The following is a 25,292-nucleotide window of genomic DNA, read 5'->3' as shown; positions in this document are numbered from 1 at the left end:
CGCTCACTGGCCCGGAAGGCACGGCAGCCGTGGCCTGCAGCCAGCTGCGCGCACCTTATCCACAGGCCGGTCCACAGTCTTTGGGGGCAAGTGCAGATCCCGCAAAGCCACTGTGCACAAGGCTTGCAGCCGATCACGAGAAGTTTTTTGCTTGACCCGCAGCGGCTGTCCATGCACCCGCGACCGGCAAAGATGACCGCGCGGTCAAAGTGCATAAGGCCAGAGGCCAGCAACCACGCTGCTCAGCGCAGTCTTTCCAGAGTTTAGTCACAGACTTATCCACAGGCTTATCCCCGCCTTTGGCAAGGTCCGGCTGCGACAATAAAAAGGTTGACAATTGCCTCCACGAGCCCCCGCAAAAGCCCTGGTCAAAAAACACACAATCGCCTGCAGGCCACGTAAATAAAGGCCTTCAGCCAGCTACTCCCACGTTACCCACAGCCCGCTCCACAGCAAACGGGGACAAGTCAAAACGGTGGAAAAACAACTGTTTGCAGCGTCTTTATGCCGCGCTTTAGCAGCTTGCGAATAATGTTGTCCACAATTGTCCGACGTGAGCGGCCCTGCTGCGAAGGCTGCCTTGTCCATGCACGCGCCAGACACCCAGGAGCCGACTGGCCAGCGCGGCTGTAACCCACGAGCCCATCTCAACGAGCGGCCATCGGGGAGAGTGGTTTCGCCGACAGGCCAGCACCGACACGGCGGGCAGGCTGCTGTGGATAAAAAATGCCCCGGCGGCGGGAACCGACGGGGCATTTTTATCCACAGAGCGGGCGGTCAGTGACCGCCCAGGTAAGCGTTGCGCACCTCCTCGTTGACCAGCAGCTCCTTGCCGGTGCCACTGAGGCGGATCTCGCCGTTGACCATCACGTAGGCGCGGTCCGACAGCTTCAGGGCGTGGTTGGCGTTCTGCTCCACGAGGAAGATGGTCATGCCCGTGGCCGCCAGCTCCCGCAGGGTGGCGAAGATCTGTTTCACCACGATCGGCGCCAGTCCCAGGCTCGGCTCGTCCAGCAGCAGCAACTTGGGCCGGCTCATCAGCGCCCGGGCAATGGCCAGCATCTGCTGCTCACCGCCGGACATGGTCATGGCCCGCTGGGTACGCCGTTCCTTGAGCCGTGGAAACAGCTCGAACATGCGTTGCATGTCCTCATTGGCGTACTTGTCGCCAATCGGGATGGTGCCCATCAGCAGGTTCTCCTCCACGGTCATGTCGGGAAACACCCGGCGCCCTTCCGGGGACTGGGCGATGCCGTTGGAGGCGATGTAGTGGGACGACTTGTGGGTGATGTCCACGCCGCGATAGAGGATCTGCCCGGACTCCGCCCGGGGCTGGCCGAAGATCGACATCAGCAGCGTCGATTTGCCGGCGCCGTTGGAGCCGATCAGGCTCACGGTTTCCCCTTCGTTGATGTGCAGCGAGACTTTCTTCAGGGCCTGGATCGGGCCGTAGTACACGTCCAGGTCCTTGAGTTCGAGGATAGGTTGACTCATACCAGCTCCTCTTCGTCGGCACCCAGGTAGGCGGCGATCACCTTCGGATCGTTGCGGATCGCCTCCGGTCCGCCTTCGGCGATCACGTTGCCGTGGTCCAGCACCACGATGTGGTCGGAAATACTCATCACCATGCCCATGTCGTGTTCGATCAGCACCACGGTCAGATCGTGCTCGTCGCGCAGCAGCCGGATCATCGCGCTCAGCGCTTCGGTTTCCTGAGGGTTGAGGCCGGCGGCCGGTTCGTCGAGGCAGATGATCTGCGGTCGGGTGCACATGGCCCGGGCGATCTCCAGGCGCCGTTGCTGGCCGTAGGACAGCTCGCCGGCCAGGCGGTTGGCGCAGTCCACCAGGTCCACCACTTCCAGCCAGTAGAAGGCGTGATCCAGGGCGGCGCTTTCCGCCTTGCGGTAGCCCTTGGTGTTGAGGATGCCGGACAGCAGGTTGCGATTGACCCACATGTGCTGGGCCACCAGCAGGTTCTCCACCACGGACATTTCCTTGAACAGGCGAATGTTCTGGAAGGTCCGCGCCAGGCCGGCCCGGTTCACCAGGTGGGTGCCGCCGAACATCTTGTAGTACAGGCGGCTGGCGAAGCTTTTCGGCGACACGAAGTCGGTGGCGCGAAACGGTTCGCCCAAGAGCTTGATGACGTTGGTCTGCTGGCCCCGGGTATTGAGCTCGATGCGCCCGCCGGAGGCCTTGTAGAAGCCGGTCAGGCAGTTGAACACCGTGGTCTTGCCGGCGCCATTGGGGCCGATCAGGGCGAAGATCGAGTTGCGCTTGACCTTGAGGCTGACGTCGCTGAGGGCCTTGATGCCGCCGAAGTGCATCATCAGGTTCTCGACCGAAAGAATGTATTCGCTCATGGCGCGTTCCCCTCAGTCAGAGCACCTTTGCGTGGAGTGACCCCGGTACGGCTGATGCGGATCAGCCCTCGCGGTCGCCAGATCATCATCAACACCATGAGAATGCCGAACAGCAGCACCCGGTATTCGGAGAAGCTGCGCAGCAGCTCCGGGGCCACGGTCAGGACGAAGGCCGCGATCACCACGCCCACCGTGGAGCCCATGCCCCCCAGCACCACGATGGCGAGGATCAGCGCCGACTCGAAGAAGGTGAACGAGGACGGGTTGACGAAGCCCTGGTAGCTGGCGAAGAACACCCCGGCCAGGCCGGCGGTGGAAGCGCCGATGGTGAAGGCCGAGAGTTTCACCAGCACATGGTTCAGGCCCATGGCGCGGCAGGCGATCTCGTCCTCACGCAAGGCTTCCCAGGCGCGCCCCACCGGCATGCGGGTCAGCCGGTGCTTGATGTAGAGCACCAGCAGCACCACGATGAACAGCACGATGTAGATGAACAGGAACTTCAGGTTGGGGTTGTATTCCAGGCCGAAGAACTCGTGGAACGGCACCCCGCCGTCCTTGGCCTTGCGCCCGAACTCCAGGCCGAAGATGGTCGGCGAGGGCACCGGCATGCCGTTGGGACCGCCGGTGAAGGACAGCCAGTTGTTGAGTACCAGGCGGATGATCTCGCCAAAACCCAGGGTCACGATGGCCAGGTAGTCACCGTGCATCCGGAGCACCGGGAAGCCCAATATGCACCCTGCCAGCGCCGCGGCAATCGCCGCCAGGGGCAGCACGGTCCAGAAGCCCAGGCCCAGGTACTGGTAGCCCAGGGCCAGGCCGTAGGCACCGATGGCGTAGAACGCCACGTAACCCAGGTCCAGCAGCCCCGCCAGGCCCACCACGATGTTCAGCCCCAGGCCCAGCAGCACGTAGATCAGCCCGAGGATGACCACGGTCAGCAGGTACTTGTTGGCGAAGAACGGGAACACGATGGCGATCACGATCAGCGCCGGGATGATCCAGCGCAGCCGCGACTTGTAGTCCGGCGCCAGTACATGCACCCCGGAGCCGGTGGTCTCGAAGCCCTGGAGAATCCTCAGGCCCTTGGGGGTTTGCAGGAACAGGCTCAGGGCCAGGCGGCCAGCCATGACGATCGCCACCAGCCAGGCCACGCGGGTTGGCTGCAGGTTGAAGCTGTAGCCGTCGAGCACCACGCCCACGATGGGACCGAACACGATCAGCGAGATCAGCCCGGCCAGTACGGCGTCGATGACGCTCTTCTTGATATCAATCGGTTTATTGGCAGCAGACATACTTATACCTTCGCCACGAGTGGGCGACCCAGCAGGCCTTGGGGACGGAAGATCAGGATCAGCACCAGCAGCGAGAAACTGAACACGTCTTTGTAGTCGGAGTTGATCAAGCCGGAGAACAGCGACTCGGAGATCCCGAGGATGATCCCGCCAAGCATCGCTCCGGGCAGCGAACCGATGCCGCCGAGCACCGCCGCGGTGAACGCCTTGATGCCGATCACGAAGCCGGCATAGAAGTCGAAGGTGCCGTAGTTCATGGTGATCAGCACCCCGGCCAGGGCCGCCATGGCCGCGCCGATGACGAACACATAGGAGATCACCCGGTCGGTGTTGATGCCGAGGATCGAGGCCATCTTGCGGTCTTGCTGGGTGGCCCGGCACATGCGCCCCAGCTTGGTGTACTTGATGATGTAGGTCAGCAGCGCCATACCGGCGAACGCCGCCACCAGGATGAAGATCTTGGTGTAGGTGAGTTGCACGAAGCCGGTGCCGATGTCGACTTTCCAGGCCCCGGCCAGCAGGGTCGGAACCCCTTGCTGCTTGGCGCCCTGACTGATCTGCGCGTAGTTCTGCAGGATCAGCGAGATGCCGATGGCGCTGATCAGCGGTGCCAGGCGGGTGGAGTTGCGCAGGGGTTTGTAGGCCACACGCTCGATGACCCAGCCGTAGATCCCTGTCACCACCACGGTGAAGATCAGGGTGCCGAGAATGAGTAGCGGGAAGGATTCGATGCCGAAGTAGGCCAGCAGAGCCAGACTGATTGCCGCGAGGTAAGCGGAAATCATGTAAACCTCGCCGTGGGCGAAGTTGATCATGCCGATGATGCCATAGACCATTGTGTAGCCGATGGCGATCAGACCATAGACAGACCCGAGGGTCAGTCCATTGATCAGTTGCTGCAGGAAAATACCATCCATAACGCAATCTCACGGACTTGAGAGACGGCACAGGGCGTCAGCGACGGGCAGGGATCACCGGCCCGCGCAACACGTCCGTTGTGCAGCTCTACGAGAAAAGGCAAGTACTGCACGAATACGAACCGGCACCAGGGGGTAGTACCGGTTCGCTCGGACTCAGGTCACTTCTGTTTTTCCAGCTGGTGGTACTTGCCGTCCTTGTCCCACTGATAGACCACGTAGTCGGAGATCTTCAGGTCGCCCTTGGCGTCCCAGGACTTCTCGCCCATCACGGTTTTCACCGGATTGGCCTTGAGCCATTTGGCGGCGTCTTCGCCCTTGTTGGATTTGGCGCCGTTGAAGCCGGCGGCCAGTGCCTGGACCGAGGCATAGGCGTACAGGGTGTAGCCTTCAGGCTCGGTGCCGGCCTTGCGGAAAGCATCCACCACCGCCTTGCTGTCGGGCAGCAGGCGTGGGTCGGCGCCGAAGGTCATGTACACGCCGTCAACGTATTGCGGGCCACCGGCGGTGGTCACCAGCTCGTCGGTCACGATACCGTCGTCGGACATGAACTTGACGTCCTTCAGGCCCTGCTCGCGCAGCTGACGGACCAGCGGACCGGCTTCCGGGTGCAGGCCGCCGAAGTACACCACGTCGGCGCCAGCAGCGCGGATCTTGGTCACCACGGCGCTGAAGTCCTTCTCGCCACGGGTCAGGCCCTCGTACAGCACCGGGGTCACGCCGCGCTTGGTCAGCTGCGCCTTGGTGGCATCCGCCAGGCCCTGGCCGTAGGTGTCCTTGTCGTGCAGCACCACGACTTTCTTGCCCTTGAGCACGTCGACGATGTAGTCGCCGGCGACGATGCCCTGCTGGTCGTCACGCCCGCACATGCGGAACATCGCGGACAGGCCGCGCTCGGTGACCTGCGGGTTGGTGGAGCCCGGGGTGATGGCAATCACGCCCGCGTCGCTGTACACCTCGGAAGCCGGAATGGTCGACGAAGAGCAGAAGTGCCCGACCACGCCGGCCACCTTGTCCTGGTCCACCAGACGGTTGGCCACGGCCACGGCCTGCTTCGGTTCGCAGGCATCGTCGCCCTTGACCAGGACGATCTTCTCGCCGTTGACCCCGCCCTTGGCGTTGATCTCGTCAGCCGCTGCCTGTGCACCCTTCATGTACTGCTCGCCAAATGCCGCATTGGCGCCTGTCATGGGACCCGCTACGCCGATCTTCAGGTCGGCTTGAGCAAACGCAGAAACACCCAGCGCAGTTGCCACTGCGAGGGCCAGAAAGCCTTTCTTGTAAAACGTCTGGGACATGAGGTGGTGCTCCAAGGTTTTTTTAGTTGGCACTGCGACTTCACTAGGATTGCTCAGAGCAAGCGCCGTGCCAGTGGTTTTTTATTCTGAAAAAAGTCGCTGTCTTATTGTTATTTCGACTGTTTCGAGCCCTTTTTTATTGGGCGTGCAACCGTCTAAACCGCGGAAGGTGAAACCCTGCTTTTTAATGGGCGCAACCCATGCGTGCCATCATTGCAACCGCGACACAATTCAACGTGCAACCTTGCTGTAACAGCCCGCGTCACCGAACTGCACACTGCTGGTGCGGGACTGCTACGAGCCGCACCATTACAGGCTAGTCGTTGCATCGAAAAGCGTCGTCTCCGGCCGTTTAATTCCTTGTTCAGATCACGATCCGCAGGCACTGGCCCGCGTGATAGAGAGAAAATCCCGCCTCGTACAGGCAACTGCGCAACCCCACGCCGGCCAGGGGCTGCATGGGCGCGAAGGGAATCGGCAATGCCTGGGGATCGCCGTGACACAAGTAGTCGGCGAAGGCCTTGCCGACCACGGTTCCGGTGGTCACCCCACGGCCGTTGTAACCGGTGACGGCCACCAGGCCGGGGGCCGGTTCGAACAGGCGCATCAGGTGATCGGGGGTGAAGGCGATGCAGCCGGTCCAGGTGCTTTCCCACTGCACCGGTTTGAGGTAGGGGAAGTAGTGCTGCTGCACCCGATCGGCCCAGGCCTTGAGGAACCAAAGCGGTTTCTGGTTGCCGTTGCCCAGACTGCCGAGCAACAGGCGCCCGTCGGCATCGCGCCGGATACTGCTCAGCACCTGCCGGGTATCCCAGGAACCCTGGCCACCGGGCAGGATCTGCCGCGCCGCCTCTTCGGTAAGCGGCGCGGAAGCCACCTGGTAGTAGTAGCCGGGGAAGAAGTTGCGCCGCAGCTCGGTCCAGTCGCCTTCGGTGTAGGCGTTGGAGGCAATCACCACCTGTTCGGCCAGCACCGAACCCTGGGCGGTCTGCACCGACCAGCGCTGGCCCTGGCGTTCAAGGCGGGTGACCGGGGAATGGTCGAACAGCTGGCCGCCGAGCTTGATCGCGGCCTTGGCCAGCCCGGTGGTGTAGGCCATCGGGTTGAGGGTGCCGGCACGCCGGTCGAGCAGCGCGGCAGCGATCTTGCGGGTGCCGGTGGCCTGTTCGCAGGCGGCGCCGGTCAACAGTTCCACCGGTGCACCACGGCGCTTCCATTGCTCCTCGCGACTGCGCAGGTCAGCCTCGCCCCGAGCGTTGTGGGCCATGTGCAAGGTGCCTTCGCGACGCAGCTGGCAATCGATCTGGTACTTGTCCACCAGACTGAACACCAGGGACGGCGCGGCGCCGAGCATGCGGTTGAGCTGGCTGCCCACCTGCTCGCCGAAACCGGCCTCGATCTCGTCCGGGGGAATCCACAGGCCGGCGTTGACCAGCCCGACGTTGCGCCCCGAACCGCCCTGCCCCGCGCGATGGGCCTCGACCACACAGACCCGCTTGCCCTGTTCCAGCAGATGCACCGCCGCCGACAGGCCGGTGAAACCGGCGCCGATGACGCACACATCCGCCGTCAGCTCGCCCTTGAGCGGGGCGTTGTCAGGCCGCTGCGGGGTCAGTTTTTCCCATAGACATTGTTCTTGTAGCGCCATTGCCAGACTCCGAAATCAACGAACCACAGACGCTGAAACGCATTGACCGCTGTTCGCCAGCAAGCTGGCTCCTACAACCCTCCCCGTAGGAGCGAGCTTGCTCGCGAAAAGACTCAATCGAAGGTAATGCCCTGGGCCAGCGGCAGTTCCCGGGAGTAGTTGACGGTGTTGGTCTGGCGCCGCATGTAGCCACGCCAGGCGTCGGAGCCGGATTCGCGACCGCCGCCGGTTTCCTTCTCGCCACCAAAGGCTCCACCGATTTCCGCGCCACTGGGGCCGATGTTGACGTTGGCGATGCCGCAGTCGCTGCCCACCGCCGACATGAACTGCTCGGCCTCACGCACGTCGGTGGTGAAGATGCAGGACGACAGGCCCTGGGGCACGGCGTTGTTCAGGCGCAGGGCTTCCTCGAAGTCGTTGTAGCCGATCACGTACAGGATCGGGGCGAAGGTTTCGCTGCACACCACGTCGCTCTGCTCGGGCATTTCGACGATGGCCGGCGACACGTAGTAGGCGTTGGGGAAGGTGTCCTGCAACTGGCGCTGACCACCGAAAACCCGGCCGCCTTCGCTCAGGGCCTGCTCCAGCGCGTCCTGCATGGCATCGAAGCTGTGCTTGTCGATCAGCGGGCCGATCAGGTTGCCTTGCAGCGGGTGGCCGATGCGCACCTTGGAATAGGCGGTCTTGAGGCGGCTGACGATTTCTTCCTTCACCGACTCATGGGCGATCAGCCGGCGCAAGGTGGTGCAGCGCTGGCCGGCGGTGCCGACGGCGCTGAACAGGATGGCGCGCACCGCCATGTCCAGGTCGGCGCTCGGGCCCAGGATCATGGCGTTGTTGCCACCCAGTTCGAGAATGCTGCGGGCAAAGCGCGCGGCGACCTTGGGCGCCACTTCGCGGCCCATGCGGGTGCTGCCGGTGGCGCTGATCAGGGCCACGCGCGGATCGTCCACCAGGGCGGCGCCGGCGTCACGACCGCCGATGATCACCTGGCTCAGGTAGTCGGGGGCGTCCTGGAAATTCTTCAGCACGCGCTCCAGCAGGGCCTGGCACGCCAGGGCGGTCAGCGGGGTCTTCTCCGACGGCTTCCAGATCACCGAGTTGCCACAGACCAGCGCCAGGGCGGTGTTCCAGGCCCAGACCGCCACCGGGAAGTTGAAGGCGCTGATCACCCCCACCACGCCCAGCGGATGCCAGGTTTCACGCATGTGGTGGCCCGGACGCTCGGACGCGATGGTCAGGCCGTAGAGCTGGCGCGACAGACCGACGGCGAAGTCGCAGATATCGATCATCTCCTGCACTTCCCCCAGGCCTTCCTGGGTGATCTTGCCGGCTTCCCAGGACACCAGCTCCCCCAGGTCGGCCTTGTGCTCACGCAGCACTTCGCCAAATTGCCGTACCAGTTCGCCGCGACGGGGGGCCGGCACTTTGCGCCACAGAGCGAAAGCATGCTCTGCACGACTGACCTGCTGCTCCACTTCCGCGGCGCCCTGCCAGTTCACCGCGGCGATCCGGCTGCCGTCGATGGGCGAATGCACAGGCTGGGAGCCCGACTGGTACAGGGCCGGGTTCACACCCAGACGATCAAGCAATGCGGCAACCATGGGGTCACTCCTTACAGGTGAAAAGCGAAAAATCCCGACCGCTGCGACGGCCATCAAGGCCTGTAGTTGTAGCTGGCCCGAGACTTGCCAACAAACGACCTTTAAGCGAGATATCATTCCGTTTATTCATGCTGAGCCGGTATCCAGCACCGATAAGAACAAGGACCACCCATGCTGAACAAACGCTACCTGCCGTCGATCACCGCCCTGCAGTGCTTCGAGGCCGTGACCCGGCACCTGAGCTTCACCCGCGCCGCCGAGGAACTCAATCTGACCCAGAGCGCGGTAAGCAAGCAGGTGGCGCAACTCGAAGAGCTGCTGCAGCACCTGCTGTTCCGCCGGGTGCGGCGCCGCCTGCAGCTGACCCCGGCCGGCGACCTGTACCTGGTGGAGGTCCGCAAGATCCTCACCCAGGTGGAGATGTCCACCCATTACCTGCGCTCCTACGGCGGCGAGACCGAAGTGCTGCGGGTGTCCACGCCCTACACCTTCGGTGCCCGCTGGCTGGTGCCGCGCCTCAAGGGCTGGCGCCTGCGCCACCCGCATATCCACCTGGACCTGTGCAACGAGCAGGAGCCGGACGAACTGCTCCAGGGCCACGCCGACCTGGCGTTCTACTTCGGCCAGGGCGCGCGCCCCGGCACCGAAAGCCTGAAGCTGTTCAGCGAGGAACTGGTGGCGGTCTGCGCCCCGGACAGCCTGCCCGCCGAACCCTTGAGCGACCCTCGGCAACTGACCGAGCTGGTACTGCTGCAGAACACCTCGCGGCCCCAGGGCTGGCACGAATGGTTCGAACAGCAGGGCTACCAGACCGAACACAGCTATCACGGCCCACGTTTCGAAACCTTCTATATGTGCATCCGCGCCGCCCAGGTCGGTTGCGGTGTGGCCCTGCTGCCGCGCTTCCTGGTGGAAGAGGAACTGGCCGAGGGCAAACTGGTGATCGCCTGGAAATACGCCATGCCCAGCCAGGACGCCTACTACCTGGCCTACCCCGAACACTCGGCGGAAGTGCCCAAGGTCCGCGACTTCGTGCGCTGGATGCTCGAACACAACGACGCCCCCCTCCCGTAGGAGCCGGCTTGCCGGCGATGGGGCCCTTAAGCCCGGCACAAGGCTGAAGATCCGTTCGCTGGCAAGCCAGCTCCTACGGCAGGAGAATGGCCCGCCGCAAAAATCGCTGGTCAAGCGCAGGACGTCTATGCGCCACTAGCGCCTTCATTGAAAGAGCTGAAGCCGCCGCTGTCCGTCGCGGCCAGCATGGAGATTCCCGTTATGAGCGAGAGTGTGTTTGCCGATCGCATCGTGCAGAACCTGCTCGACACCGACTTCTACAAACTGACCATGATGCAGGCGGTGCTGCACAACTACCCCAACGTGGAAGTGGAATGGGAGTTTCGTTGCCGTAACAGCGAGGACCTGCGGCCGTACCTGGCAGAGATCCGCTACCAGTTCGAGCGCCTGGCGGAACTGAGCCTGAGCGCCGACCAGTTGGGTTTTCTCGAACGCATCAGCTTTCTCAAGCCGGACTTTTTGCGCTTTCTCGGGCTGTTTCGCTTCAACCTGCGCTACGTGCACACCGGCATCGAGAACGGCGAGCTGTTCATCCGCCTGCGCGGTCCCTGGCTGCACGTGATCCTGTTCGAAGTGCCGATGCTGGCCATCATCAGCGAAGTGCGCAACCGCTACCGTTACCGCGAGATCCAGTTGGTCCAGGCCCGGGAGCAGCTGTACCGCAAGTTCGATTGGCTGACCGCCAACGCCAGCAGCGAGGAACTGTCCGAGCTGCAAATGGCGGATTTCGGCACTCGCCGGCGCTTTTCCTATCGGGTCCAGGAAGAAGTGGTGAACGTGCTCAAGCACGATTTCCCCGGGCGTTTTGTCGGCACCAGCAACGTGCACCTGTCCCGCGAACTGAACATGAAGCCCCTGGGCACCATGGCCCACGAATGGATCATGGCCCACCAGCAACTGGGGCCCCGGCTGATCGACAGCCAGATCGCCGCCCTCGACTGCTGGGTCCGGGAATACCGCGGCCTGCTGGGCATCGCCCTGACCGACTGCATCACCACCGATGCCTTCCTGGGGGATTTCGACCTGTTCTTCGCCAAGCTGTTCGACGGCCTGCGCCACGATTCCGGGGACCCGATCCTCTGGGCGGAAAAAGCCATCGCCCACTACCACAAGCTGGGCATCGAGCCGATGAGCAAGACCCTGGTGTTCTCCGACAGCCTGACCCTGCCCCGGGCCCTGGAAATATTCCGCGCGCTGCGGGGACGGATCAACGTCAGCTTTGGCATCGGCACCAACCTGACCTGTGATATTCCCGGTGTCGAGCCGATGAGCATCGTGCTTAAAATGGCCGCCTGCAATGGCCAGCCCGTCGCCAAGATCTCCGATGAAGCGGGCAAGACCCATTGCAAGGATCCCAACTTCGTCGCTTACTTGCGCCACGTTTTCCAAGTACCTGCCCAACCTGGCAAGGAGTGAATCATGCAAGCCGTACAGCGTGAGATTGCGCAGCAGCTCAAGGTCCAAGCCCCTTTTTCCGACCACGCCGCCCTGGAGGCGGAAGTCGCCCGACGCATCGGTTTTATCCAGGATTGCCTGGTCAATTCCGGGCTCAAGACCCTGGTGCTGGGCATCAGCGGCGGCGTCGACTCGCTGACCGCGGGCCTGCTGGCCCAACGGGCGATGCGTGAACTGCGCGAGCGCAGCGGTGACGACAGCTACCGCTTCATCGCGGTGCGCCTGCCCTATGAAACCCAGTTCGACGAACACGACGCCCAGGCCTCGGTGGACTTCATCAACCCCGACGAACGCCACACGGTGAACATCGGCCCGGCGGTCAAGGCCCTGGCCAGCGAAGTGGCGGCCTTCGAAGGGCAGCACGCGGTGTCCCGGGACTTCGTCCTCGGCAACACCAAGGCACGGATGCGCATGGTCGCCCAGTACACCATCGCTGGTGCCGCCCACGGCCTGGTGATCGGCACCGACCACGCCGCCGAAGCGGTGATGGGCTTCTTCACCAAGTTCGGTGACGGCGCCTGCGACCTCGCGCCCCTGAGCGGCCTGGTGAAGAACCAGGTGCGCTCCATTGCCCGCTATTTCGGCGCGCCCGAATCCCTGGTGGAAAAAGTCCCTACCGCCGACCTTGAAGACCTGTCGCCGGGCAAGCCGGATGAAGCGTCCCACGGCGTCACCTACGCCGAGATCGACGCCTTCCTGCACGGCCAGCCGGTGCGCGAGGAAGCCTTCAAGATCATCTGCGACACCTACCGCAAGACCCACCACAAGCGTGTCATGCCGTTCGCCCCGTGACCCACCACGTTCTGTAGGAGCCGGCTTGCCGGCGAAAGGGCCGCTTGATGCTGCACAAGGCTCAAGGGCCTGTTCGCGGGCAAGCCCGCTCCTACAGATGCCCCCACAAAAAAAGCGCCCCTAGGGGCGCTTTCTTGTTGCAGCCGTGCCTGATGCTTACTTCAGGATCACAGCGCCTTTCATCATCGAGTTGTGGCCTGGGAACGAGCAGAAGAACTGGTAGCTTTCGCCCGCGGTCAGCTTCGACACGTCGAAGGTGACCGAGTCTTTCTCGCCGGCACCGATGATCTTGGTGTGGGCGATGACGCGAGTGTCGCCTTCCTTCAGGTAGCTCTTGTCGATGCCAGCGGCCATGCCGTCGGTGGCGATGCCGGCCATGTCTGCGGTTTTGCTCAGGACCCAGTTATGGCCCATGACGTTCTTCGGCAGGCTGCCGGAGTGAGTCAGGTTCACGGTGAAGGTCTTGCAGCTCTTGTCGATGGTGATTTCCTTGGTGTTGAAGGACATCTGGTCGGTAGAGTCGACATCGACCTTGCATTCGGCAGCCATCAGTTGGCTGCTGGCCAGTGTCAACAGGGATACCGCAACGAGTTTGGCAAACATGGTGAATCTCCAAGGCAGGGTTAACAAAATCCATCTGAATCCATGGGAGCGAAGACTGCCTGAATTTCTCCCAAGTTCCTATGATGTGCATCAAAAAACTGTATACAACTCTCTGCTATCAGGCCGATCGAGACAATCAAACAGCCCGCTTCGCTACGGCAGCCTAGACTTCGCCCACCTGCACTTTCCGGAGCCTTGGTCATGCCCTTCAACAGCCTGTTTCGCAGTTTGCTCGCCGCCTACGCCTGTGGCGCCACCGGCACCCATGAAACCCCGCAACACGAGGTTTAATGCTTGGAGCCACGCCTGCCTGCCTTTACTCTGAGGCCCTCAATGACCTCGGAGTAAGGCATGTCGTTAACATCCGTCTGTGTATTCTGTGGCGCCAGCACCGGCACCAACCCTCTGTATCGTGAAGCCGCCCAGGCCCTGGGCCGCGCCCTGGCCGAGCGCAAGCTGACCCTGGTCTACGGCGGCGGCGCGGTGGGCCTGATGGGCATCGTCGCCGATGCGGCCCTGGCGGCCGGCGGCGAGGTCATCGGGATCATTCCGCAAAGCCTGAAAGACAAGGAAATCGGCCACAACGGCCTGACCCGCCTGGAAGTGGTGGATGGCATGCACGCGCGCAAGGCGCGCATGGCCGAACTCAGCGATGCCTTCATCGCCCTGCCCGGCGGCCTGGGCACCCTGGAGGAGTTGTTCGAAGTCTGGACCTGGGGCCAGCTCGGCTATCACCACAAGCCCCTGGGCCTGCTGGAAGTGAGCGGCTTCTACGAAAAACTCAGCGGATTTCTCGACCATATCGTCGGCGAAGGCTTCGTCCGCGCCCCGCACCGTGACATGCTGCAAATCAGCGACTCGCCCGCCAGCCTGCTGGATGCCCTGGACGCCTGGAAACCGTCGGTGGCGGACAAGTGGGCCGACAGCAAACCCAGTTAACGGTCAACGCCCGATTACAGGCAGAATACGCGCCGCTCAACCTCACCTTCGACCCCAGAGGATCGCCCATGGCCAAACCCAATTACTCCTTCGCCAAACGTCAACGTGACTTGGCCAAGGAACAGAAGAAAGAGGAAAAGCTGCAACGCAAGAAAGCCGCCGCCGAAGAAAGCAGCGCACCGGATGCGGATCCTGAAGTGAGCATCGACGACGCCGAACCCGAGGCCCCCCAGGCCTGACCTGCCCCGTAGGAGCTGGCGTGCCAGCGAAAGCGCTCTCCAGCCCTACGCAGTATCCGCTGGCTCCTTCGCCGGCAAGCCGGCTTCTACAAGGTCGGAATCAGCCGTGTCATGCCAGAGGCATGACGGTGACCCGGACATCAGGGTCATGGCTGCCCCCTCCCAGAATCACCCCACGCAACGGCGACACATCGGAAAAATCCCGGCCCCAGGCCAGGGTGATGTGTTCCAACGCCGGCTGCACATTGTTGGTCGGGTCGAAATCCACCCAGCCCAGCACCGGGCAAAACACTGAAACCCACGCGTGGGAAGCATCGGCGCCTATCAGCCGCGGCTGCCCCGGCGGTGGCTGGGTCAGTAGGTAGCCGCTGATGTAGCGCGCCGCCAGCCCCCGCGAACGCAGGCAGGCGAGCATCAGGTGCGCGAAGTCCTGGCACACCCCACGGCGGCGCTCCAGCACCTCCACCAGGGGCGTTGCCACCTGGGTCGCCTCGGCATCGAAGGTGAACTCGCTGAAGATCTTCTCCATCAACGCCTGGACGCCCAGCAGCAAGGGCCGGCCGGGAGGGAAACAGCTGGCGGAAAACTCGACGAAGCTTTGCTTGAGGTGCACATAAGGCGACTCGAAGCGATAACGGCAGGCATCCAGCAGTTGGGGCGCCAGGGGCCTGCCGCTGTAGCTCAGGCTGCTGCGGGCAGCGTCCCAGGCCTCGGAGAGCGCGAAGTCCAGCGGCGGCCGGTCCAGCACCTCGACGCTGAGCTGGGCGTTGACCTGCAATTCATCATGGGGCCGCTCAAAAGCCAGCCGGGTCAGGGGATTGCCGAACACATCCTGTTCGTCGCGGCGGCTGGTGGGCTCGGGACTGATCAGCAACTGCCGCTCGCTGCACCGTTGCCAGGCACAGGCCCGGGGCCACAGGTGCGCCAGTTGCTGGGCCAGGGACACCGGGCTGTCATAGCGATAATGGGTGTCGTGGAATATCTGGTAACGAGCGCTCATCAGACCGACACCGTTTGCTGGCTGACATCATCCACATGGGCGAAATGCCGCAGGGCCAGGCGATCGGAAACCTGGCCGCTGACCTCGGTGATCTCCTGCAAAAGGTCCGCCAGCCCTTCCACCGCCGCCCGGACACTGGCCTGGCCGAACAGCGAGTTCTCCAGGCAACCCAGGTCGAAACGCGCCAGGCGCTCCACCAGCTTGGGCAGCGTCAGATCGCGGGGCACGGCGAAGTCGTCGTTCAGACGCTTGAGGGTGCGGGTCACCAGCTTGAGCTGGAACAGCACCGCATGGGGGTTCTGCTCGTCGAGCAGCAACAGGTCGAGCACCGGGATCAACTGCGCCACCGCCAGGTAACGCGAGCGATAGGTGATGCTGCTGTTGCCCAACTCCAGCAGCCACTCCAGGCCCGCCTGATCGAAGGCCGCGGTGCCCCGCAGGAAGGCCGCCAGGCTGCTGCTGAGAAATTGCAGGCGCTCGATACGGCGGCCGATCATCAGGAAACGCCAGCCTTCATCCCGGGTCATGTCGTCCAGGGCAAAGCCCGAGAGTGCCGCCAGGGACATCACCAGCCGATTGAGAAAGTCCAGCAGCTCACCGAAATCCGGCTCCTGGGTGTCCAGCTCCTGGGCCTCGCGCTGCAACTCCACCAGGGCCTGCCAGTTTTCCCGGGACAGCTTGCCGCGTACCTGGGACGCCGCCCATTGCAGGCGCTGCAGGTTGGAACGCAGGCTGAACGACCAGTCCTCGCCCAGCAGGGCCGCCAGCAGGCGCTCGGGCAGTTCGCCCTCCTCCGGCAGCAGCATCAGGCTTTCACCCAGGTCCACCGCGGCCCGCAAGGCTTGCGGGTCATCACCATCGACGTAGCGCGCCAGCATGATCCGCAACAACCGCGCACTGTCGTCGCAGCGCTCGCAGTAACGACCGAACCAGTACAGGTTCTCCACCACCCGCGATGGCAGGTAGGGGTCGCGACGCACCAGATCGTAGACGCCAATGGTGCGCTGGGCCTTCCACTGCTCGCCGCTAGGGGCTCGCTCCCCCAGCACCCAGGTGTCCTTGCTGGCGCCGCCGCGCTGCATCGACACCGCGTCGGCGTCAGCGTCGGCGGCGACCCGGGTCAGGCCGCCGGGCAAGACCCGGTAACCCTCATCACTGGCCACCGCGTAGACCCGCATGCCGATCGCCCGGGATTGCAGCCGGCCGTCCTCGGCCTGCCAGACCGGCGCCTGGGACAGTTGCGGCAACTCCTGGGCGACATAGGCATAAGGCCGCGCGCGCATGCGCTCGGCAAGGCGCTGGCGCTGCTCGGGACTCAGGTCGCGGCCCAGCACCGGGGTAAAGCTCTGGGACGGAAAACCCGGCTTGATCAACAGTTCCGGGAGTTTTTCCAGGGCCTGTTGCAGCACAGGAGCCTCACCGCACCACCAGGTGGCGATGGACGGCAGGAGCAGGTCCTCGCCCAGCAGGAACTGACTGATCTTCGGCAGGAAGCCCAGCAGCCCGGGAGACTCCAGAACCCCGCTGCCCAGGGCATTGGCCACCAGCACCCGGCCCTGGCGCACCGCGTCGAGCAGGCCGGGCACCCCCAGGGCCGAATCGGTACGCAGCTCCAGGGGATCGCAAAAGTCATCGTCCAGGCGCCGCATGATGGCGTGCACCCGACGCAGACCACTGAGGGTCTTGAGGTAGACCGTGGCGTCGCGCACCGTCAGATCGCCGCCTTCCACCAGCGGGTAGCCCAGCTGGCGCGCCAGGTACAGGTGCTCGAAGTAACTCTCGTTGAAACGCCCCGGAGTCAGCAGCACGATCAGCGGCGCCTCGGCATCCCGTGGGGCCTGGCGGGCCAGGGTTTCCTGCAGGGTCCGGAAGAACCCGGCCAGATGCTGGACCTGCAAGTCGCGGTACAGATCGGGAAAGGCCCGGGACACGATCATGCGGTTTTCCAGGGCATAACCGGCACCCGACGGCGCCTGGGTGCGATCGGCAGTGACCCACCAGCGACCATCGGGGGTGCGCGCCAGATCCACCGCGTACAGGTGCAGGAACGTCGCCTCGGGCGGCTGGATGCCCTGGCACGGCCAGAGGAAATTGTTGTGCCCGAACACCAGCTCGGCGGGCAACAGCCCTTCACTGATCAGGCGTTGCGGGCCGTACAGATCCGCCAGCACGGCATTGAGCAGCCGCGCCCGCTGGGCAATCCCGGCCGACAACTGCTGCCACTCCGCCGCGGGGATCACATGGGGCAACAGGTCCAGCTCCCAGGGGCGGTCGGCGCCCTTGGGGTCGGCATAGACGTTGTAGGTGACACCGTTCTCGTGGATCTGCCGGGTCAGCAGCGCCTGGCGCTGAGCCAGCTGCGCGGGGCTGCTGCGCTGCAGCTGTTCGAGCAGGCGCCGCCAGTGCGCCCGCACCGCACCCTGGTCATCCAGCAGCTCGTGGTAAGTACCCGCGGTCAGCGGGTAGCGGTCTAGCAAGTCAGGCATGGAACACTCGGCAGACGGCAGGGAAAGGCAGATTAACCCACAGCCATGACGCCCGGATATGGCTATATCGAGGGCGTCGCAGCGGGACTAAAAGCGTCGTAAATCCAGGGTCATGGGCATTTCCTGGTTGCTGCTCGGCGGCGCAACCGGGAGGCTGCCGGGGCTGTGGCCGTGGCGGAAAAAGCGCGCCATGCGCCGGCTTTCCGCCTCATTGGCATTGACCGGCAGGCTGTCGTAGTTGCGTCCTCCGGGGTGGGCCACATGGTATTGGCAACCACCCAGCGAGCGCTGCATCCAGGTATCCAGCAGGTCGAACACCAGTGGCGCATGTACCGGAATCATCGGCTGCAGGCAGTTGGCCGGCTGCCAGGCGCGAAAGCGCACCCCGGCGACGAACTCGCCCACCCGTCCGGTGGGCTGCAATGGCACCGGCACGCCGTTGCAGGTCAGCACATGGCGCTCGGGCGTCAGCCCGCTGACCTTGACCTGCAAGCGCTCCAGCGAGGAGTCGACGTAACGCACCGTGCCCCCGGCCGCGCCCTCTTCTCCCAGCACATGCCAGGGCTCCAGGGCCTGGCGCAACTCCAGTTCGATACCGCCGACGGCATAGTCGCCCACCTTGGGAAAGCGAAACTCCCGGTGCGCGGCAAACCACTCGGCCTGCAACGGATAGCCCGCGGCATTGAGCTCCAGAAGCACATCGGCGAAATCCTGCTCGATGAAATGCGGCAGCAGAAAGCGATCGTGCAGCTCCGTGCCCCAGCGCGCCAGCCTGGCCGGAGCGTAGGGCTCGCGCCAGAACCGCGCCACCAGCGCCCGCAACAGCAACTGCTGGACCAGGCTCATGCGCGCATGGGGCGGCATCTCGAACGCGCGCAACTCCAGCAGCCCGAGACGCCCGGTGGCGCCATCCGGCGAATACAGCTTGTCGATGCAGAACTCGGCGCGGTGGGTGTTGCCGGTGACATCGATCAGCAGGTTGCGCAACAGGCGGTCCACCTGCCAGGGCGCGCACTCCTCGCCCGGCGCGGGCATCTGCGCGAAGGCAATTTCCAGTTCGTAGAGTGCATCGTTACGGGCCTCGTCGACCCTGGGCGCCTGGGACGTGGGGCCGATGAACAAACCGGAAAACAGGTAGGACAGCGACGGGTGGTTGTGCCAGTAGCTGATCAGGCTGCGCAGCAGATCGGGGCGGCGCAGAAACGGCGAGTCTCCCGGGGTGGCGCCGCCAAGGACGAAATGGTTGCCGCCGCCGGTGCCGGTGTGGCGCCCGTCGATCATGAACTTCTCGCTGGTCAGGCGCGTCTGCCGCGCCTGCTCGTAGAGGAACTCGGTGCGCTCCACCAGTTCGTCCCAACTCACCGAAGGCTGCACGTTGACCTCGATCACTCCCGGGTCCGGGGTCACCCGCAAATTGCACAGGCGCGGGTCCGCCGGCGGCTCGTAGCCCTCCAGCAGCACCGGACACTGCAGCTCGGCGGCGGTGGCCTCGATCACGCTGACCAGTTGCAGGTAATCCTCCAGTCGCTCCAGCGGCGGCATGAACAGGTACAGACGTCCTTCCCGCGCCTCGGCGCACAACGCGGTGCGGGTCAGCCAGTCGGCGGACTGATCGATCGCGGGCACGCGCTCCTGGGCGGCCGCCGCCTCGGCGACATCCGCCAGCTGCGACGGATCCGGCAGGTCCGGGAAGTCCTGGTTCGGATCCTGGGGGTGAATGAAGGGGTACTCCGCCGCCGTCACCCAGGGCTGGGACGCCAGGGGTAGGCGGTAGCCCAGGGGCGAATCCCCGGGCACCAGGCGGCAGTGACTGTCGCGCAGGTACCAGCGCCCGCTCTGCCACTGGTCGCCCTTGGCCGTGCGCGCCAGGGGCAGCACCTGGCCAATGACCTTGTCCAGGCCCTGGCTGAACACCTTGCGCAGCCGCTGACGCTCCAGGGCGTCCTCCAACCGCGAGTCTTCGGCGCTGACATTCAGCGGCAGGCGGCCTTCGCGCCACAGGTAGTAGAAATTGTCCTCGTAGGCGGGGAACACGAAGCGTGCCGGCAGTTTCAGGCGCTCGGCGACAGAGGCCAGGAAGCGCCCGGCCAGTTGCGCGTCGGCGGCGTAATCCTGGTGCTCGTCGGCAATCAGGGCATGGTCGTGCCAGATCGGCACGCCGTCGCGCCGCCAGTAGCCGTTCAGCGACCAGCGCGGCAATTGCTCCCCCGGGTACCACTTGCCCTGACCGAAGTGCACCAGCCCCTGGGGGGCGTAGCGCTGGCGCAGGCGTTGGAACAGCTCGCCGGCCAGGCGGCGCTTGTTCGGCCCCAGGGCCGCGGTGTTCCATTCGGCGCCGTCGGGATCGTCGATGGCCACGAAGGTCGGTTCACCGCCCATGGTCAGGCGCACATCGCCTTCCAGCAGCTCATGGTCGATCTGCCGCCCCAGGGCCTGGATCGCCTCCCACTGTCCATCGGTGTAGGGCTTGGTCACCCGGGGCGCTTCCCAGATCCGCTCGACACTCATGGCATGACTGAACTGGCACTCGCAGGGCTCCACCAGGCCGCTGATGGGCGCCGCTGAAGAAGGATCGGGGCTGCAGGCCAGGGGAATATGCCCTTCCCCGGCAAACAGCCCGGAGGTGGCGTCCAGGCCGATCCAGCCGGCGCCGGGCAGGTAGACCTCGCACCAGGCATGCAGGTCGGTGAAATCCACTTCGGTGCCCGAAGGGCCGTCCAGGGCCTTGACGTCCGCGGTCAGCTGGATGAGGTAGCCGGAGACGAACCGCGCCGCCAGCCCCAGGTGGCGCAACAGCTGCACCAGCAGCCAGGCCGAGTCGCGACAGGAGCCCGACGCGTTGACCAGGGTCTGCTCCGGGGTCTGCACACCGGGCTCCATGCGGATCAGATAGGCAATATCGTCGCTGAGCCGCTGATTCAGACCCACCAGAAAATCCACGGTCGGCAGCGGCGTGCGGGGGATGGCGTCCAGGTAGGCCTGGAATGTCGGGGTCAGGGGCAGGGTTTCCAGGTAGGGCGCCAACTCCCGCCGCTCATCGGCGGCGTAGCTGAACGGGATCTGCTGCGCGTAAGGCTCGAGGAAAAAGTCGAAGGGATTGAACACCGCCATTTCCGCCAGCAGATCCACTTCGATGCGCAGCTCGGTGGTTTTCTCCGGGAACACCAGGCGCGCCAGGTAATTGCCCTGGGGGTCCTGTTGCCAGTTGATGAAATGCTGCTCGGGCTCGACCTTCAAGGCATAGGCAAGAATTCGCGTGCGGCTGTGGGGCGCCGGACGCAAGCGGACGATCTGCGGGCCAAGTTCGACGGCGCGGTCGTAGCGATAGTGCGTGACATGGTGCAATGCGACATGGATCGACACGGCGTGCCTCCTGCGAGCCTGAGCGGTGGATGGACCCGCGCAAGACTTATGCCAGCGCACAGATTCCGGGGTTTGCTCAACGACTCGGGGCAGTACAGCACCAAAATCGCGCAACCGGTGCATCCCTGTGCAACGGATTGCACGAAAATGCACCGGCCGGCCGGGCCAACGTCAATGGTGCTTGCGCGATTGCTTGGCGGCAGCCAGCAGGCGCCGACGCTGGTGACGGATCTCCAGCAGGCGCTCACGCATCTCCCGGTACCGTCGGCTGTTGAGCAACAGCAGGCCGAGCAGCGGCACGAGCATGGCGAACAGGTACACGCCCTGGTGCGGGCGGTACTGGATCATCGGCACCACCAGCAGCAGGCAGGCCAGAAAGTAGCCGGCCAGCAGCCACACCGCCCAGGCCACTCCGCGCACGATCAGCAGGTTGCTCAGCACCAGCAGCGGAATCAGCAGCAACAGGCCCAGCAGCAGGTAGTCGTCGCGCTGCGCCGGAGCCATGCCACGCCAATAGGTGGTTCCGCACAGGGACAGCAGCAGCGAAGCGCTGAAGCAGCCGAGCAGGACCGTGAGCATGAAAATCGGAAAATAACGCGCAAGGAACTCGCCCATCCGGCCGCCCCCTATCACTGGTCGAACTCCTCGTAGAGGCCCACCGCCAGGGTCTTCACCGTGCCGAGGTTGCCGGAGCTGTAGCTGCCGGCGGTGCTCAGGGCGGCGCCCAGGGCATCCTTCATCTGAGTCAGGGTGGCGTGCTTGATCTGCGCCGACGAGTAGCGCTTGGGCAGCCCCCCTGCCCGTTGCTGCAACTTGAGCAATTTGGGCGTCAGGCTGGGGTCGCGCAGGCTGAGCAACTCCTTGGTCAGTTTGGCCCGCTCCTGGCGATTGAGGCCCTTGAGCAACTGCACCCAGCTTTTGCCGGTGCCAGCGGCCTTGCTGGCCTTGAGCAGCTTGACCGTGGTCAACGCCGAACCGCCGACACCCACCAGTGAGATGCCGTCGAGGATCGGCGACACGGTGTTGTACCACTCGGCGTCGTCCATGCGGTCGTTGGCCGCCGGATCCTGGATCTCGTTGATCACCCGGGCGCCACCGATGGCGCACTGGGCGGTGCCCGCCGCGGCGACGGTGACTCCCAGCCCGACCATCCAGGCGCTGGCACCGGCGGTGAACGGCACGGCGATACTGCCACTGAACACCACCAGCCAGCCGATGACCGCGGCGGTGCAGGACAGCGTGGCGTTGAACGATTCCGTGGCCAGGCGGGATTCCCTTGGGTTGTTCTTCACTTGATCGACGAACTGCTGGGGCGCGATGTACTTCTTCGCCTCCCGCAGGATGATGCGCTTGGGCGTGATACTGCAGATCGGCTTGAATTCGCGCAGGGTCACCACGTTGAAGTCGGCATCGATGTACACCACCCCGGCGCCGACAATCGCTGGATCGGCGTCGATGGCGGCGAACAGGCGCGGCAGGTTGATCTGGCTTTCGATACGTTGGCGGGCAAGAAACTGCGAAGGGCTGGAGTCCATGCCAATGGCGGCTAACGAGCTGGTCACGGGATTCATCCTTGGTCTGGCGATTGAACGCTGCCTGATGGCCTCAAGCCATCCCGGCATTACGGCGATAAAAACCCGGCAACCTTAACAAAGCCCTGGCGATTTGTTGCGGACCCACGGGCAAAAAAAACCATCGCCCTGAAAGCAAAACGCCAGCTCGGCGGCTGGCGTTTTGTCGGTTTAGCGCGGTACCACCGGCTTGCGGGTCGGCTTCTTGCCTTTGCCCTTGGCCGCATCGGCACGCTCCTTGGCGGCCTGCTTGTTGCGGGCGAACGCCGCGGCCTTGGCCTGCTCGCGCTTGTCCCAGGCATTGCCGCCGTCGCTGCCACGCGGTGGCAGGCCGGTGTGCTGGGTGAGGATCCTGGTTTCCTTGGCCACCTTGTGGCTGCCGGCAGGCGTCGAGTTCTTGCGGCGCGCGCTCTGGTAGCTGTCGGTGGCCGGCTGGTGAGCCGGAATCAGCTGGTGCTTGCCCGGGCCGATCAGGTCGCCACGGCCCATGCGCAGCAGGGCCTCGCGCAGCATCGGCCAGCCCTTGGGATCGTGGTAGCGCAGGAACGCCTTGTGCAGGCGGCGCTGCTCCTCGCTCTTGACGATGGTCACGCCGTCGCTCTTGTAGGTGACCTTGCGCAGCGGGTTCTTGCCCGAGTGGTACATGGCGGTGGCGGTGGCCATCGGCGACGGGTAGAACGCCTGCACCTGGTCGGCGCGGAAGCCGTTGCCCTTGAGCCACAGGGCCAGGTTCATCATGTCTTCATCGGTGGTGCCCGGGTGGGCGGCGATGAAGTACGGAATCAGGTACTGCTCCTTGCCCGCTTCCTTGGAGTACTTCTCGAACATGCGCTTGAAGCGGTCATAGGTGCCGATGCCCGGCTTCATCATCTGGTTGAGCGGACCTTCCTCGGTGTGTTCCGGGGCGATCTTAAGGTAGCCACCGACGTGGTGGGTCACCAGTTCCTTGACGTACTCCGGCGATTCCACCGCCAGGTCGTAACGCAGGCCGGAGGCGATGAGGATCTTCTTCACCCCGGGCAGGGCGCGGGCACTGCGGTACAGCTGGATCAGCGACGAGTGGTCGGTGTTCAGGTTCGGGCAGATGCCGGGGAACACGCAGGACGGCTTGCGGCACGCGGATTCGATCTCCGGGCTCTTGCAGGCGATGCGGTACATGTTCGCGGTCGGGCCGCCGAGGTCGGAGATCACCCCGGTAAAGCCGGGAACCTTGTCGCGAATTTCTTCGATCTCGCGAATGATCGACTCTTCGGAACGGTTCTGGATGATCCGCCCTTCGTGCTCGGTGATGGAGCAGAAGGTACAGCCGCCGAAGCAGCCACGCATGATGTTCACCGAGAAGCGGATCATCTCGTAGGCCGGGATCTTTTCCTTGCCATAGGCCGGGTGCGGAATGCGCTGATACGGCATGCCGAACACGTAGTCCATTTCCTCGGTGGTCATGGGAATGGGCGGCGGGTTGAACCACACGTCCACTTCGCCATGTTTCTGCACCAGGGCACGGGCGTTGCCCGGGTTGGTTTCCAGGTGCAGCACGCGGTTGGCGTGGGCGTACAGGACCGGGTCGTTGCGTACCTTCTCCATGGACGGCAGGCGGATCACGGTCTTGTCCCGGGTCATGCGCGGGCTGGCGAGGATCTGCACGACCTTGGCTTCGTTGGGGTCTTCGGCCGGGCCTTTTTCCTGCTCGATGGCGCAGGCGGCGGTGTCCTGGGTGTTGACGTAGGGGTTGATGATCTTGTCGATCTTGCCCGGACGGTCGATACGGGTGGAGTCCACTTCGTACCAGTCCTTGGGCGTGTCGCGGCGGATGAAAGCGGTGCCGCGCACGTCGGTGATGTCTTCGATCTTGTGGCCATAGGACAGGCGCTGGGCCACTTCGACGATGGCCCGCTCGGCGTTGCCGTACAGCAGGATGTCGGCGCTGGCGTCGATCAGGATCGAGTTGCGCACCCGGTCCTGCCAGTAGTCGTAGTGGGCGATGCGGCGCAGGGAGGCTTCGATGCCGCCGAGGACGATCGGCACGTGCTTGTAGGCTTCCTTGCAACGCTGGCTGTACACCAGGCTGGCGCGGTCCGGGCGCTTGCCCGCCAGGCCGCCGGGGGTATAGGCGTCGTCGGAGCGGACTTTCTTGTCGGCGGTGTAGCGGTTGATCATCGAGTCCATGTTGCCGGCGGCAACACCGAAGAACAGGTTCGGCTCGCCGAGCTTCATGAAGTCGTCTTTGGACTGCCAGTTGGGCTGGGCAATGATCCCCACGCGAAAGCCCTGGGACTCCAGCAGGCGGCCGATGATCGCCATGCCGAACGAAGGGTGATCGACGTAGGCATCACCGGTGACGATGATGATGTCGCAGGAATCCCAGCCGAGCTGATCCATCTCCTCCCTGCTCATGGGCAGGAATGGCGCTGGCCCGAAACATTCGGCCCAGTACTTGGGATAGTCAAATAACGGCTTGGCTGCTTGCATGTCGATGACCGGTGTTGGCTTGAATAGGGACGCGATGGCTATCAGGAAAATTCGCGGGCGCGGAATATAGCACAAAAAATAACCAATTCCGACCAAAAGGGTCGGAATTCATTTTCATGTCACGCAACCGGCTTGCTTCCGCTCGCCTGCGCGGCAGACGCAGAGTCGGTGCTGACAAT

19 protein-coding genes are annotated in these 25,292 nt (G+C 64.1%); 5 read left to right on the top strand and 14 right to left on the bottom strand.

Going from position 1 to position 25,292, the window contains the following annotated elements; all coding sequences use genetic code 11:
* Positions 1-777 precede the first annotated feature (777 nt).
* The 7 genes from POS17_RS02960 to amaB all read right to left on the bottom strand — a co-directional run bounded on the left by POS17_RS02960 (position 778) and on the right by amaB (position 9,122).
* Positions 778-1,494, bottom strand: coding sequence for an ABC transporter ATP-binding protein (locus POS17_RS02960; RefSeq protein ID WP_016967871.1), 717 nt, complete (start codon positions 1,492-1,494; stop codon positions 778-780).
* Positions 1,491-2,363 carry an ATP-binding cassette domain-containing protein gene (locus tag POS17_RS02955; RefSeq protein WP_060837284.1) on the bottom strand — a complete coding sequence of 291 codons (873 nt, stop codon included), beginning with the start codon at positions 2,361-2,363 and terminating at the stop codon, positions 1,491-1,493. Before POS17_RS02955 ends, POS17_RS02960 begins: the two co-directional genes overlap by 4 nt.
* Positions 2,360-3,655: a high-affinity branched-chain amino acid ABC transporter permease LivM gene (livM, locus tag POS17_RS02950; RefSeq protein WP_060837283.1), complete on the bottom strand. Its 1,296-nt coding sequence runs from the start codon at positions 3,653-3,655 to the stop codon at positions 2,360-2,362. The genes POS17_RS02955 and livM overlap by 4 nt, the downstream gene beginning before the upstream one ends.
* Before the next feature lie 2 nt (positions 3,656-3,657).
* Positions 3,658-4,572: an ABC transporter permease subunit gene (locus tag POS17_RS02945; RefSeq protein WP_011058967.1), complete on the bottom strand. Its 915-nt coding sequence runs from the start codon at positions 4,570-4,572 to the stop codon at positions 3,658-3,660.
* 161 nt (positions 4,573-4,733) lie between these two features.
* Positions 4,734-5,870 carry a branched-chain amino acid ABC transporter substrate-binding protein gene (locus POS17_RS02940; protein WP_016967874.1) on the bottom strand — a complete coding sequence of 379 codons (1,137 nt, stop codon included), beginning with the start codon at positions 5,868-5,870 and terminating at the stop codon, positions 4,734-4,736.
* A gap of 364 nt (positions 5,871-6,234) precedes the next feature.
* Positions 6,235-7,518 carry an L-pipecolate oxidase gene (amaA, locus tag POS17_RS02935; RefSeq protein WP_060837282.1) on the bottom strand — a complete coding sequence of 428 codons (1,284 nt, stop codon included), beginning with the start codon at positions 7,516-7,518 and terminating at the stop codon, positions 6,235-6,237.
* Positions 7,519-7,631: 113 nt separating this feature from the next.
* Positions 7,632-9,122 carry an L-piperidine-6-carboxylate dehydrogenase gene (gene amaB, locus POS17_RS02930; protein WP_060837281.1) on the bottom strand — a complete coding sequence of 497 codons (1,491 nt, stop codon included), beginning with the start codon at positions 9,120-9,122 and terminating at the stop codon, positions 7,632-7,634.
* Between the two features lie 171 nt (positions 9,123-9,293).
* Between amaB and POS17_RS02925 the strand changes: the two genes are divergently transcribed.
* The 3 genes from POS17_RS02925 (at position 9,294) to nadE (ending at position 12,443) form a co-directional block, all read left to right on the top strand.
* Positions 9,294-10,196: a LysR family transcriptional regulator gene (locus POS17_RS02925; protein ID WP_060837280.1), complete on the top strand. Its 903-nt coding sequence runs from the start codon at positions 9,294-9,296 to the stop codon at positions 10,194-10,196.
* Positions 10,197-10,397: 201 nt separating this feature from the next.
* A complete protein-coding gene (gene pncB / locus POS17_RS02920) occupies positions 10,398-11,612 on the top strand; it encodes a nicotinate phosphoribosyltransferase (RefSeq protein WP_060837279.1) in 1,215 nt (404 codons plus the stop codon).
* 3 nt (positions 11,613-11,615) lie between these two features.
* A complete protein-coding gene (gene nadE / locus POS17_RS02915; protein WP_060837278.1) occupies positions 11,616-12,443 on the top strand; it encodes an ammonia-dependent NAD(+) synthetase in 828 nt (275 codons plus the stop codon).
* Positions 12,444-12,599: 156 nt separating this feature from the next.
* On the opposite strand, the gene azu is transcribed toward nadE, so the two are convergent.
* Entirely contained in the window at positions 12,600-13,046 is a 447-nt protein-coding gene (gene azu, locus POS17_RS02910) for an azurin (RefSeq protein ID WP_047301366.1), read from the bottom strand.
* 351 nt (positions 13,047-13,397) lie between these two features.
* Here azu and POS17_RS02905 point away from each other — a divergent pair, with 351 nt between their 5' ends.
* Both POS17_RS02905 and POS17_RS32110 read left to right on the top strand, forming a co-directional pair.
* On the top strand, positions 13,398-13,985 hold the full coding sequence (locus POS17_RS02905) for a TIGR00730 family Rossman fold protein (protein ID WP_060837277.1): 588 nt from the start codon (positions 13,398-13,400) through the stop codon (positions 13,983-13,985).
* A 68-nt stretch (positions 13,986-14,053) separates the two neighbouring features.
* Complete coding sequence (locus POS17_RS32110) at positions 14,054-14,224, top strand: hypothetical protein (RefSeq protein ID WP_164990740.1); 171 nt, start codon at positions 14,054-14,056, stop codon at positions 14,222-14,224.
* A 109-nt stretch (positions 14,225-14,333) separates the two neighbouring features.
* On the opposite strand, the gene POS17_RS02900 is transcribed toward POS17_RS32110, so the two are convergent.
* The 6 genes from POS17_RS02900 to POS17_RS02875 all read right to left on the bottom strand — a co-directional run bounded on the left by POS17_RS02900 (position 14,334) and on the right by POS17_RS02875 (position 25,113).
* Positions 14,334-15,224 (bottom strand): transglutaminase family protein, encoded by an 891-nt coding sequence (locus tag POS17_RS02900; protein ID WP_060837276.1) that lies wholly within the window; start codon positions 15,222-15,224, stop codon positions 14,334-14,336.
* Complete coding sequence (locus tag POS17_RS02895; RefSeq protein ID WP_060837275.1) at positions 15,224-17,710, bottom strand: circularly permuted type 2 ATP-grasp protein; 2,487 nt, start codon at positions 17,708-17,710, stop codon at positions 15,224-15,226. The genes POS17_RS02900 and POS17_RS02895 overlap by 1 nt, the downstream gene beginning before the upstream one ends.
* Before the next feature lie 87 nt (positions 17,711-17,797).
* Positions 17,798-21,073 (bottom strand): transglutaminase family protein, encoded by a 3,276-nt coding sequence (locus POS17_RS02890; protein WP_060837274.1) that lies wholly within the window; start codon positions 21,071-21,073, stop codon positions 17,798-17,800.
* A gap of 171 nt (positions 21,074-21,244) precedes the next feature.
* Positions 21,245-21,706 carry a hypothetical protein gene (locus POS17_RS02885; RefSeq protein ID WP_060837273.1) on the bottom strand — a complete coding sequence of 154 codons (462 nt, stop codon included), beginning with the start codon at positions 21,704-21,706 and terminating at the stop codon, positions 21,245-21,247.
* Positions 21,703-22,644, bottom strand: coding sequence for an NAD synthetase (locus POS17_RS02880; protein WP_129406305.1), 942 nt, complete (start codon positions 22,642-22,644; stop codon positions 21,703-21,705). The genes POS17_RS02885 and POS17_RS02880 overlap by 4 nt, the downstream gene beginning before the upstream one ends.
* Positions 22,645-22,815: 171 nt before the next feature.
* Positions 22,816-25,113 carry a YgiQ family radical SAM protein gene (locus tag POS17_RS02875; protein WP_060837271.1) on the bottom strand — a complete coding sequence of 766 codons (2,298 nt, stop codon included), beginning with the start codon at positions 25,111-25,113 and terminating at the stop codon, positions 22,816-22,818.
* Positions 25,114-25,292: the final 179 nt, after the last annotated feature.

It is taken from the genome of Pseudomonas sp. Os17, from assembly GCF_001547895.1.
Classification (GTDB): domain Bacteria; phylum Pseudomonadota; class Gammaproteobacteria; order Pseudomonadales; family Pseudomonadaceae; genus Aquipseudomonas.
This window is presented reverse-complemented; position numbering and strand designations above follow the sequence as displayed.

Coding starts and splice junctions, on each gene's coding strand:
- POS17_RS02960 (WP_016967871.1), bottom strand. CDS start 1,494: ATGAGTCAACCTATCCTCGAACTCAAGGACCTGGACGTGTACTACGGC.
- POS17_RS02955 (WP_060837284.1), bottom strand. CDS start 2,363: ATGAGCGAATACATTCTTTCGGTCGAGAACCTGATGATGCACTTCGGC.
- livM (WP_060837283.1), bottom strand. CDS start 3,655: ATGTCTGCTGCCAATAAACCGATTGATATCAAGAAGAGCGTCATCGAC.
- POS17_RS02945 (WP_011058967.1), bottom strand. CDS start 4,572: ATGGATGGTATTTTCCTGCAGCAACTGATCAATGGACTGACCCTCGGG.
- POS17_RS02940 (WP_016967874.1), bottom strand. CDS start 5,870: ATGTCCCAGACGTTTTACAAGAAAGGCTTTCTGGCCCTCGCAGTGGCA.
- amaA (WP_060837282.1), bottom strand. CDS start 7,518: ATGGCGCTACAAGAACAATGTCTATGGGAAAAACTGACCCCGCAGCGG.
- amaB (WP_060837281.1), bottom strand. CDS start 9,122: ATGGTTGCCGCATTGCTTGATCGTCTGGGTGTGAACCCGGCCCTGTAC.
- POS17_RS02925 (WP_060837280.1), top strand. CDS start 9,294: ATGCTGAACAAACGCTACCTGCCGTCGATCACCGCCCTGCAGTGCTTC.
- pncB (WP_060837279.1), top strand. CDS start 10,398: ATGAGCGAGAGTGTGTTTGCCGATCGCATCGTGCAGAACCTGCTCGAC.
- nadE (WP_060837278.1), top strand. CDS start 11,616: ATGCAAGCCGTACAGCGTGAGATTGCGCAGCAGCTCAAGGTCCAAGCC.
- azu (WP_047301366.1), bottom strand. CDS start 13,046: ATGTTTGCCAAACTCGTTGCGGTATCCCTGTTGACACTGGCCAGCAGC.
- POS17_RS02905 (WP_060837277.1), top strand. CDS start 13,398: ATGTCGTTAACATCCGTCTGTGTATTCTGTGGCGCCAGCACCGGCACC.
- POS17_RS32110 (WP_164990740.1), top strand. CDS start 14,054: ATGGCCAAACCCAATTACTCCTTCGCCAAACGTCAACGTGACTTGGCC.
- POS17_RS02900 (WP_060837276.1), bottom strand. CDS start 15,224: ATGAGCGCTCGTTACCAGATATTCCACGACACCCATTATCGCTATGAC.
- POS17_RS02895 (WP_060837275.1), bottom strand. CDS start 17,710: ATGCCTGACTTGCTAGACCGCTACCCGCTGACCGCGGGTACTTACCAC.
- POS17_RS02880 (WP_129406305.1), bottom strand. CDS start 22,644: ATGAATCCCGTGACCAGCTCGTTAGCCGCCATTGGCATGGACTCCAGC.
- POS17_RS02875 (WP_060837271.1), bottom strand. CDS start 25,113: ATGCAAGCAGCCAAGCCGTTATTTGACTATCCCAAGTACTGGGCCGAA.